This window comes from Mycobacterium heckeshornense, assembly GCF_016592155.1.
In the GTDB taxonomy this organism is placed as follows: domain Bacteria; phylum Actinomycetota; class Actinomycetes; order Mycobacteriales; family Mycobacteriaceae; genus Mycobacterium; species Mycobacterium heckeshornense.
On record NZ_AP024237.1, the window covers coordinates 3,198,042 to 3,208,701 of the forward strand.

At 64.0% G+C, this 10,660-nt stretch carries 9 protein-coding genes and 2 pseudogenes; 3 read left to right on the forward strand and 8 right to left on the reverse strand.

Annotated elements, in window-relative coordinates; translation table 11 throughout:
* Positions 1-282: 282 nt before the first annotated feature.
* Entirely contained in the window at positions 283-1,689 is a 1,407-nt protein-coding gene (locus tag MHEC_RS15235) for a WS/DGAT/MGAT family O-acyltransferase (protein WP_048892976.1), read from the forward strand.
* 30 nt (positions 1,690-1,719) lie between these two features.
* On the opposite strand, the gene MHEC_RS15240 is transcribed toward MHEC_RS15235, so the two are convergent.
* From MHEC_RS15240 to MHEC_RS15255, 4 genes and pseudogenes are all read right to left on the reverse strand, one after another.
* A complete protein-coding gene (locus tag MHEC_RS15240) occupies positions 1,720-2,700 on the reverse strand; it encodes an Acg family FMN-binding oxidoreductase (RefSeq protein ID WP_048892975.1) in 981 nt (326 codons plus the stop codon).
* 162 nt (positions 2,701-2,862) lie between these two features.
* Positions 2,863-3,660 (reverse strand): annotated as a pseudogene (locus MHEC_RS15245) (slipin family protein).
* The gene (locus MHEC_RS15250; protein ID WP_048892974.1) at positions 3,657-4,280 is read right to left on the reverse strand and encodes a hypothetical protein; all 624 of its coding nucleotides are present in this window, start codon (positions 4,278-4,280) and stop codon (positions 3,657-3,659) included. Before MHEC_RS15250 ends, MHEC_RS15245 begins: the two are co-directional and overlap by 4 nt.
* Positions 4,281-4,283: 3 nt before the next feature.
* A pseudogene (locus tag MHEC_RS15255) lies at positions 4,284-5,044 on the reverse strand (cbb3-type cytochrome c oxidase subunit I); the annotation flags it as partial.
* 209 nt (positions 5,045-5,253) lie between these two features.
* Here MHEC_RS15255 and MHEC_RS15260 point away from each other — a divergent pair.
* Positions 5,254-6,072: a universal stress protein gene (locus MHEC_RS15260; RefSeq protein ID WP_048892971.1), complete on the forward strand. Its 819-nt coding sequence runs from the start codon at positions 5,254-5,256 to the stop codon at positions 6,070-6,072.
* Positions 6,073-6,281: 209 nt separating this feature from the next.
* Here MHEC_RS15260 and MHEC_RS15265 read toward each other — a convergent pair whose 3' ends face one another.
* The gene (locus MHEC_RS15265; RefSeq protein ID WP_071700389.1) at positions 6,282-6,530 is read right to left on the reverse strand and encodes a hypothetical protein; all 249 of its coding nucleotides are present in this window, start codon (positions 6,528-6,530) and stop codon (positions 6,282-6,284) included.
* 49 nt (positions 6,531-6,579) lie between these two features.
* On the opposite strand from MHEC_RS15265, the gene MHEC_RS15270 reads away from it, so the two are divergent.
* Positions 6,580-7,494, forward strand: coding sequence for a universal stress protein (locus MHEC_RS15270; protein WP_048892982.1), 915 nt, complete (start codon positions 6,580-6,582; stop codon positions 7,492-7,494).
* On the opposite strand, the gene MHEC_RS15275 is transcribed toward MHEC_RS15270, so the two are convergent.
* From MHEC_RS15275 to MHEC_RS15285, 3 genes are all read right to left on the reverse strand, one after another.
* Positions 7,491-9,203, reverse strand: coding sequence for a GAF domain-containing sensor histidine kinase (locus tag MHEC_RS15275; RefSeq protein ID WP_048892969.1), 1,713 nt, complete (start codon positions 9,201-9,203; stop codon positions 7,491-7,493). The genes MHEC_RS15270 and MHEC_RS15275 overlap by 4 nt on opposite strands.
* Positions 9,204-9,256: 53 nt before the next feature.
* Positions 9,257-9,904, reverse strand: a complete 648-nt coding sequence (gene dosR / locus MHEC_RS15280; protein ID WP_048892968.1) for a hypoxia response regulator transcription factor DosR/DevR — start codon at positions 9,902-9,904, stop codon at positions 9,257-9,259.
* A gap of 546 nt (positions 9,905-10,450) precedes the next feature.
* Entirely contained in the window at positions 10,451-10,615 is a 165-nt protein-coding gene (locus MHEC_RS15285) for a hypothetical protein (protein WP_160315065.1), read from the reverse strand.
* Positions 10,616-10,660 lie beyond the last annotated feature (45 nt).

A 10,660-nucleotide genomic window follows, 5' to 3' on the forward strand; every position in this document is an offset into this window, starting at 1 on the left:
TAGAGCATGAAGCCCTGAACTGTCAGGGACTTTGGGCCACAATTAGTTGCCGCCGCGGCGTATCCAAGAGGGAACCTCAGCTAGTGGTTGCGCTCGGAGGTGTGCCACCGGACACGCGACCCATCCGGCACCCAATCGCCAAGCGGCGTAAGGAGATATGGGGGTATCGGGATTAGAGACCACCCAGGATCTTACAAGTTCGGGACCTTTGACCCCTAACGTCTCAGCTCCGCCGGGCGGATACTGTAACTGTTAGTTTCAGATAGCTGTGAGGTACCGGCGGTGGAGCACTTAACGACATTTGACGCCGGCTTTCTGGGAGCCGAAGACTCCGACCAACGCATCAGCCTGGCCATCGGAGGTTTAGCGGTTCTCGAGGGGCCGATGCCTGACCACGAAGTTCTGACAGCAACGCTGGAGCAGCGGATCAGTACCTGTCCCCGGTTCGCACAGCGGCTGCGGCGACGTCCGTTCGACCTGGGTCCGCCCGAATGGGTGGATGCCATCGATTTCAACCTCGCCCACCACGTGCGGCGCGTTGCGCTGCCACGTCCCGGCCACGACGCAGACCTGTATCAACTAGTCGCCGATGTGATGTCACGGCGGCTGGACCGGAGCCGCCCGCTATGGGAAATCTGGGTGATCGAAGGCCTCGATAATGGCAGGTGGGCGATGCTGATTAAGGTCCACCACTGCATCGCCGATGGAATAGCTACGGCGCATATGCTCGCCGGCCTGTCCGACGGCGGCATCCACAACAGTTTCGTCAGCCGTATACGCGCCGACGCAAACCCCCGAAACGCCATCAAAGCACCTGGATTCGGCGCCAACCCGGTCAATTGGGCGAGCCAACTCTGGGGCACCGCAGCCATGGTAACGACAACTACTGCGCGTGCGGCCCGCGGCGCCGCTGAACTTGCGGTTGGCCTGCTGCGCCCAACGTCCTCATCGCTGAACGGACCGATCACGAGCCTGCGCCGTTACAGCGCGGCGCGAGTCTCACTCGACGACATCCGAAAGGTGTGCCAGACATTCGACGTCACCATCAACGATGTCGCACTGGCCGCACTCGCCGAGAGTTACCGCGCGGTCTTGATCCGCCGAGGCGAACAGCCGCTACCCGAGTCGCTGCGCACACTGGTACCGGTGTCGATGCGATCTGGCGATGCGGCCGAGAACACCGGAAACCAAGTCTCTGTGATGCTTCCTTACCTGCCGGTCGAGGAGGAGAACGCGGTTCGGCGGTTGCGACTGGTCCATTCCCGGCTGTCTAGGACCAAGGCCACCGGACAACGTCAGGCCGGGCATGCGTTCGTCTCACTTGCCAACCGCATTCCGTTCGCCCTGACAGCTTGGGCCCTACGGCTGGCGACCCGACTGCCGCAGCGCGGTGTGGTGACCCTCGCCACGAATGTGCCGGGCCCACGCGAACCGCTACAGATTATGGGCCGCAAGGTGATCCGCGTGCTGCCAATCCCGCCGATCGCGATGCAGCTGCGAACTGGTGTCGCGATGCTCAGTTATGCCAACGACCTGTTCTTCGGCATCCTGGCTGACTTCGACAGTGTGCCCGACGTCGATGAGATCGCCCGCGGGATCGAAATCGCGGTGGCACGGCTGGTGGCGGTTTGTAAGAGGCATAAGACCGCGCGCGATCACCGAGGACTGCATCTCGTCACGACTGCGTAATACCGGTGGATGACGACCACGGAGCAGCCGTCAATCCCGCACACACAAGACATCGTCGAGTGGCCGCCGCGGCGTGGCGGGCGGCAGTTCTTCCATGGCGGGCGCCACGCCCACACGTATAAAGACTTGGGGCATAATTTCCTGTCCCAGGCACGCCTCGACCATCTCACGAGTGACACGGACCTCGGTGATGTGAGTTACCGGACAGGTGGCCAAGCCGGCCATTGTGCATTCCAGCAAAACGGCAGACAGGGCTTCGCCCGTTGCCAATGCGGCAGCCGGACTGTCGTCGCCGGTGGACAGTAGCAGCATCATCGACTTGTCTTCCGGGACTTCGGTGCGCCTCTCACTGTGGTGCATGACCGGGAACACCCGCCTAACGTCGACCCGGTCACCCTCGGCCGCTGACACCAGCGAACTGTACGGGATGCCCTCTGATGCCTCGAATGGTGCTGTCCACCAGCCAAGTTCGGTGTGATACCGGGAATCGTAGAGCCGCAGCGAATCGGCGAGCTGGGATGCATCTGCCAGGCAGGAACGCATGTCCTCGGGCATCACGTCGAGACGCACCATATCGTTGTCGACGGCGTCGCGGAGCACCGGCTCAAGCGATTCCCAGTCGGTAGGCGCCATGAATGGCAGCCGGTCGGTGCGGCGTACCAAAATGGCGTCAGCGCGGCGGCGCTGGACATCAGTCACAGACTTCATCGGGGTGAAACGAATCGACGCCAGATGATCCGGATCGTTAGGATGCGGAAACCGGCCTACCTGGGCCTGCCAACCGGCTGCCGCCATCGCTGCTCGAAGGTGATCGAGCACGGCGCCGCAACCGATCAACGCCTCCCGCCCCGACCGGTCGGAAAGCGTCACTCGACTCCGATCAAGGAACAGGTGCAATTGGCCGTCTTCTTCTATCCACCGCCAGGGCTGGGCGTTATAGAGCGACGGTGCACGACACGCCAACCGCACCGCGTCCTTGATGACATCGATTCCCACCGTCGTGACAGCCATATTTCCCTACCTGCCATCAACCCTCCTCTGAAACCGCTGGCAGCGGCAGGGTAATTGGTCCCCGCTCCGACGCCATTGGGCTCTGCCAACCCATCACAGCCCGGTGACCCAAGTTACGGACGGCTACGTGTGGTGTGCGGCTAGCGCTTTTTCTCAGGTGGCTCAGCGGCGGTCGTCTATCGCACTGGCGATCGCTTCCAGCAGCTCTGGGCGTTTTAGGAACGGGGTGATGATGTCGACCGGCAATGGGAAAACCACGGTCGAGTTCTGGTCCGCGCCCAACTCCAGAAGTGTTTGCAGGTAGCGCAGTTGCAGCGACACCGGGTTCTTCGACAGCGTCTCAGCGGCCTCGCGCAGCTCCTCGGAGGCCTGCAATTCCCCGCGAGCGTTGATGACCTTGGCCCGGCGTTCCCGCTCGGCCTCGGCCTCGCGGGCCATCGCCCGCTGCGTCGACTCGGGGATCTCGACGTCCTTGATCTCGACGACGCGCACCTGGACACCCCAGGGCTCGGTCTGTTTCTCGATGACGGCCCGCAGGTCGGTGTTGAGGTCCTCCCGGTGCGCCAGCAGGGTATCCAGGTCGGCCCGGCCGAGCAGGGACCGCAACGTCGTCTGCGCGATCTGCGAGGTGGCCACCGCTTAGTTCTCCACCGCGAGGATCGCTTTCAGCGGATCCACCACCTGAAACATCACCACGGCGTTCACCCGGGCCGGCACGTTGTCGCGGGTGATCACCTCCTGTGGCGGGATGGTCAACGTCACTACTCGCTGGTCCACACGAATCATCTTGTCCACCAACGGCAACAGAATCCGCAGACCGGGGAGGTACAACGGCCGGATGTGACCCATCCGGAACACCACCCCGCGTTCGTATTCGCGCAGCACAACCAGCGACACCAGCGCCAGCGCCGTCAGCACCACAACCGCAGCGGCAACGACGGCGATCACCATCGCGCTCATCGGGAATCCTCCTTCTGCGCCCAGCCACCCCACCTGGTGGAGTACCGATCGATCGCGGCGGCCACCTGATCTTCGATGGCCGATCGCTGCGGCAGGTGCTCCGGGGCGTTCGACGGAGTGTTCCACAGGTGGCGGGCCAGCGGCAGTCCCGCGATCAGCACCAGCAGGACGGTCACGAGCAACAGCAGCACATCGGTGGGGGTGTGCCGGCCGATCAGCATCGCCACTGGCATCACCACCCCCAGCCCGGCGACCGAACAGGCGATACCGCGGTGGAAGCGGCCCGCGTCGGAATACGGCCACGGATCGATCTCGCGGCTGATCTCCCTACCGTGATCCGACGTGGTGCAGCTGGACTTGACCGGGCAGCTGTTACACACGACGGGCGACGCCCGATAGCGCTGCACCCGGTGCCGAGGATCAAACGACGTGGGCCACAGCCAGTGGTGCTGTGGGCACACCCAGGCGTCGTGGTCCGGGCGGTAGCTAAAACCGCCGGTGCGCCACCGCGCGGCGCGCCGCGATATGCGGCGCGCCATCTCGTCGAAGCCCCACCCCAACGCGACCAGGACCAGCGCATACCCGCTGACCAACCACACCGACACGTCGGGTGCGGCCATACATCACTCCTTCGCCGCCGCCGACTCGGTCTCGGTGTAAAGCGGATGCTCGGGCAACTCCTGGACGGTCGATCCCGAGCGGAAGTTGCGCAGGGCTGTCCACGCGATCCACATGAATGGCAGCACACCGCCGACAATGAAGATCACATCGCCGGGCAGCCGCATCCACTCCAGCAACGCGTTGCCGGGCCGGGTGATGTAACCCAGCGAACGCGCGTCGAAGTAGCCGTCGCTGACCGAGTGGTAGAGCTGCAGTACCCCCAGCGGCAGCAACGTGGCGAAAACCATCCACGCCAAACCGATATTCAACGACCAGAACGACACCCGAGCCCACTTCTCCGGCCACTTATCGGCCGGGATCACGTAGCGAAACGCGAACATCGCCAACCCGACGGCCAGCATGCCGTAAACCCCCATCATGGCCGCATGCCCGTGGTTGGCAGTCAGCGCGGTGCCGATCTGGTAGTAGGACACCACCGGCAGGTAGATCAGGAACCCGAAGATGCCCGCGCCCAGGAAGTTCCAGAACCCGACCGCGACCAGGAACATCACCGTCAGCGGTGCGGGAACGGCCTGGCGTCACCGGCCTGCTGACGCGACCCTAGTTGCAAAAACGCCCACGCCTCGACGGTCAGGAAGGTCAGCGGAATGACCTCGGCCGCCGAGAAGAACGCGCCCAGCGCCATGTGCTCCACCGGGGTTCCGGAGAAGTACAGGTGATGCATCGTGCCGATCACCCCGCCGGCCGAGTACAAGATGATGTCCCCCCTTCGCCGACAAGTGGGCTGCTTGCCCGGTATTTAACTCGCCCCGACCGGGCGACACGCCGGATTCGGCAGGTGCACTGCCGGGCGCCGCATCGGCACTGCGGACCAATGGCCTTGGCTTCGGTGACCGATGGCCCTGGAGGATACCGCCTCCCGTGCTTAACGTAAGTCTCAACAGAGCTAAAACCGAGATCCGGGAGCCCGCGATGAATGACCTTCCTTCAGTCGTGGTAGCACCGTCGGTGGTGGTAGGCATCGACGGGTCGAACGCGGCGAAGAATGCGGCCATATGGGCGGTCGACGAGGCTATCAGCCGGGATATGCCGTTGCGTCTGGTATCCGTCATCGATCCGGCGGACCTGTGCGGCGCAGACGCGGAGCGCATTGAATTCGCTTCCGCCCGCGCGGCGTTGTATGAGGCCCAGCGGTCCGTCGAGGCGACTGGAAAGTCGGTGAAGGTCGAAACCGAGGTCGTGGTGGGAAAGCCGCTTCGAGAACTGATCAAGCAATCGCGGTCGGCGGAGATGGTCTGTGTAGGGTCAATCGGGGTCAAACATGCATACCGTGGTGTGGGTTCGGTCGCAGCGGGTTTGCCTGAGTTGTCCCAGTGTCCGGTGGCGGTGATCCGTCAGCCGGCGCAACGGTCGGCAAATTCCGAACCCGGCAGCATCGTTGCGGAAGCCGACAATGGCGGGGTGTTGCGACGCGCCTTCGATGAGGCAAGGCTGCGTGCAGCGCCGCTGCGTGTCATCGCCTCGTGGCGGGCGGAGGCTCCCGATGATGTCGGCGACGAAAGCCGTTTGGTGCAAGCCCATCTGACTCGCCGCGTCGCAGCATGGCGGCGGCGGTACCCCGACGTGGACGTCGAGCCGGTCGCGGTCCGTGGGAGTATTTGCCGATATCTGGCCGAAAACGCGGAGTCGATCCAGCTTTTCGTTTCCGGCTCCCATAGCCGCGTCTGTGAATTGGGCAGGGCGGACAACGCTGGATGCTCCGTGCTTACCGTGCACCACGACCACCTATAGGAACTTCTCTGGGAAGCGGTGCCATGATCAGCGTCTTCCTAGTCGAGGATCATCAGGCGGTATGCCGTGGTCTTCGCGACTTGCTGAAAACAGTTCCCGGCAATCCGGCCGCAGCGGCGCTGATGACGAAACTGCGAGGAGGAGCCGCGGTATTCGCCATCCGGCTGCAGCGATCACGAACAATCCGGTGACGGGTAAGTTAGGTTAGGTCAGGTGAACGCCACGCACCCCCGCAGGTCAGTAGTCGTCGGGATCGACGGCTCGTCAGCAGCGATCGCGCCGCGGAAGGGGTGGTCCCGTTGAGCCTGATCCTCGTGATGCCAGACCACGTCGAACCGGGCCAGATCCGCGTCGGCGGACAACGAGCGCCTGGAACTCGAACACGGGGAACCCGCGTTGCGCAGCGCCTCGGCTTCAGAGGCGGCCATGGCGCCACCGGTCAAGATTGAAACCGTCACTATGCGCGACAGTCCGGTGGGAACACTCCAACGTTACAGAGGAGAAGAGATGCGATCGGGCAACGCGCATTTGGGAATTGTCGTCGGTGTCGACGACTCGCCGGCCGCCAAGGTCGCGGTGTATTGGGCGGCCCGGGATGCCGGAATGCGAAACATCTCGCTGACTCTCGTGCATGCGGTTTCGCCGAACATGACTACCTGGCTGGATACTCCGTTGCCCCCGGGATTGGCGCGCTGGCAGAAAGACCACGGGCGCCGGCTACTCGATGACGCGGCCAAGTTCGTTGCAGAAGCTTGTGAGTCCGGAGGTCCTGCCGAGGTTCGCACCGAACTCTTGTCGTCGCCGGCCGTTCCCACACTAGTCGACCTGTCCAAAGACGCGGAGCTCTTGGTGACGGGGTGCCGCGGCAGTGGGAGCTGGCCCGGCCGGCTTCTAGGTTCGGTCAGTTCCGGGTTGATCCGCCACGCCCACTGTCCGGTCGCGGTCATCCACGATGAGGACCCATTGATGCCCCACCCGGGTCAGGCGCCGGTATTGGTCGGCGTTGACGGCTCCTCGGCATCGGAGTCGGCTACTGCGATCGCGTTCGACGAGGCCTCGCGCCGCAACGTGGGACTGGTCGCCTTGCACGCATGGAGCGACGTCGACGTCTCCGAATGGCCCGGTATCGATTGGCCGGCAACACAATCGATGGCCGAAGAGGTGCTGGCCGAGCGCTTGGCAGGTTGGCAGGAACAGTATCCGGATGTGAACGTGCGCCGTGTTGTCGTTCGCGATCAGCCGGCACGCCAGCTGGTGGACCGCTCCGAGGAAGCCCAGCTGCTCGTCGTCGGCAGCCGCGGCCGCGGCGGATTCGCCGGGATGCTGGTGGGTTCGGTCAGCGAAACGGTCGCCCAGTTGTCGCGCACGCCGGTGATCGTGGCACGAGAGTCGCACGCGCAAGCCCCCTCGCAAGTCGGTTAGGGCAGCGGGGCCGACCACCGTACTACCGTGCCGCCGCTCGGAGGGCTATCGACGGTGAAGGTGCCGCCCACCTGCTGGGCGCGCTGAAGCAGGTTCGTGAGGCCGCTGCCGGTGATGTGTTCGGGGATGCCGTGGCCATCGTCCACCACTTCGATAAGCAGCTCGTCTTCGACCTTGACAGTGACGGTGAGCGTGGTCGCATGAGCGTGTCGCACGGCGTTGCTGACCGCCTCGCGTACAACCGCTTCGGCGTGATCGGCCAGGGTGGCATCGACCACCGAGAGTGGTCCGATGAACTGTGTCGTGATATGTAGCGTTCCGCCTGAGAATTGGGCGATCGCCTCGTCGAGCCGCTGACGCAGCCGGGTCATGCCGGATGCCGGCCCATGCAGATCGAATATCGCCGTCCGGATTTCCTGGATGACCGCTTGCAGGTCGTCGACATACTCCGACAGCCGTTGTTGTACTTCGGGTGACCGGGCCCGCGGGATGGTTCCCTGCAGGGCAAGCCCGACGGCGAACAGGCGTTGGATGACGTGGTCATGCAGGTCTCGAGCGATGCGGTCGCGGTCGGCCAGGACATCGAGTTCGCGCGCCAAGCGTTGCGAGGTGGCCAGCTGCCAGGCGAGCGCTGCTTGGTCGGCGAACGCAGCCATCATCTCTTCTTCATCATGACTGAATGGCGTTGCGCCACCGCGTCGGAGCACAACCAGCACACCGGCGACCCTGTCGGTGGCGCGAAGAGGCAACACCAGCGCGGGACTAGGACGAATCTCCGCGACACCGATCTCGAGGTTGTCGAACCGCCGCGGCGTGCGGTCCCGAAAAGCCTGTCCAACGGGTGTTCCGCTGACCGGTATCGTCGGTGCCTGAGTCAACGCCGCCAGCTCGCCCGCCGTCTCGGCCACCAGCAGTTCACTGACATTGTCCGACGACCCGTCGTCATCAGCCGGCACCGCGACCAAAGTCGCTCGGGCGTCAGTCAGTTTCAGGGCTTCGTGGGCGATAAGCCGGAACACGGTCGCCGGGTCGGCGCCGGAGAGCAGCCTGGTTGCGATATCGCGGGTCGCCTCGATCCAGGATTGGCGAGCCCGGGATTGCTCATAGAGGCGGGCATTGTCGATCGCGATCCCGGCAGCGGCCGCCAGGGCTTCAACGAGCACCTCGTCGTCCTCGGTGAACAGTTGCCCGTTGGTTTTCTCGGTCAGATACAGGTTGCCGAACACCTCGTCACGAATCCGGACCGGCACCCCGAGGAACGCGCGCATCGGCGGATGATACGGCGGAAATCCCACCGACGCCGGGTGCTGGGAGATGTCGTTCAAGCGGATCGGTTTTGGATCGTCGATCAAAAGCCCGAGCACACCGCGACCTTCGGGCAAGTGCCCGATCAGCTCACGAGTCTCTTCATCGATTCCCTCGTAGATGAACTCGACCAGGTCGTGTCCCTGCCCGCGCACTCCCAGCGCCCCGTAGCGAGCGTTCACGAGCCCGATGGCGGTGCGCACGATGGTGCGCAGCGTGGTAGCCAAGTCGAGGTTCGATGTGATAACCAGCATGGCCTCGATCAGACCGTCAAGCCGGTCGCGCCTCTCGACGATCTGCTCGATCCGGTCTTGGACCTCGGTCAGCAGCTCCCGTAGCCGCAGCTGTGACAGCGTGTCGCGCAGCGGATGCGTACCATCGCTGGGAGTCACCGCCTTAGCCACGCGACCATGATCGCACTGCGCCGACGTTTCGGCTCACCTATTTGTATTCTCGCCTAATTGACCGGCCGCTCGGTGGCGTTCAACTTGGACGCAAACACCGCCGCTTGGGTGCGCCGCTCCATTCCGAGCTTGGCCAGCAAACGCGAGACATAGTTTTTGACCGTCTTTTCGGCAAGGAACATGCGGGCGGCGATCTGTTTGTTGGTCAGCCCCTCACTGAGCAGCCCCAGCAGCGTACGCTCCTGGTCGGTCAGCCCGAGCAGCGGATCGGTGCGTTCGGCAGCGCCCCGCAGTTTCGCCATCAACGCCGCTGCCGCCCTGTTATCCAGCAGCGATTTGCCGGCACCGACGTCTTTGATGGCCTGCGCCAGCTCCATGCCCTTGATGTCTTTGACGACGTAGCCGCTGGCGCCGGCCAGGATCGCATCGAGCATCGCTTCATCGGAAGTGAACGAGGTCAGCATGAGACAGCGCAGGTCGGGTATGTCTGACAGCAAATCGCGGCACAACTCGATTCCGCTGCCATCAGGCAATCGGACGTCGAGCACGGCTACGTCGGGCCGCGCCGCCGGTATCCGCGCCATAGCCTCGGAAACCGAGCCGGCTTCACCGACGACTTCCAGCTCCGGATCCGATTCCAGCAGGTCGACGATCCCGCGACGGACTACCTCGTGGTCGTCGACCAGAAAGACCTTCATCATGGCGTGCCCTCCCTGTGACTGACCTCTCGGCCCTGACGCATAGACACCATCATGCTCGTTCCTCGTCACAGGTGCCGATGACCGACAACAGGGACCACGCATTCCAAGTGTCCCAGCGCAGGACTGCCTGCGGCACCGACAACCGCGCGCACATGCCGGGAACCGCAGGCACCGATCACCAGCAGCTGCAGCGCCGCAACGTTCGTCGATAGATAGTTACAGATATCGTCATGAACCGAAACCAGTTCGACCTCGAGGTCTAAACAGCGCCGCCGCCAGGGGGCCGATCGGCGACCTAACCGCGCGCATGCACGGTGCTCGGCCTCGCGGCTTAACCACTGCCGCAGGCGAGATACTGCCAACATGTGACCACCCGTAGCCGGGCGATGCGCATGCGCGCCTGCTGCGCCGAGACCGCCAAAGGGGCCGCTCTGGAGCTGACACGCCCGAGCCTGAAATGATAGGAGCCGACGGTACCAACACCGATCATCGCCGCCGATCGGGATGCGCCGAGCAGCGAGCCGCGGGTGATCTCGATTTTTGTCGTCAGCGGCCTATCGGGCGTCTCGACGGCGACGACGGCTTGACGAACGGCGCGCTCCCCATCGGCCCTGCGGTGTCGTCTTCGGCGCCGAGTGCGCACGTCACGCGCAGCGGAATGTCCTGACTGACCGCCTCCTCGACAGCCCACAGGGCAGCGTCCAGGGTCACCGCTCAACCGTCGACACCGACAACCGCCGAATCTGTAGGCGCCGT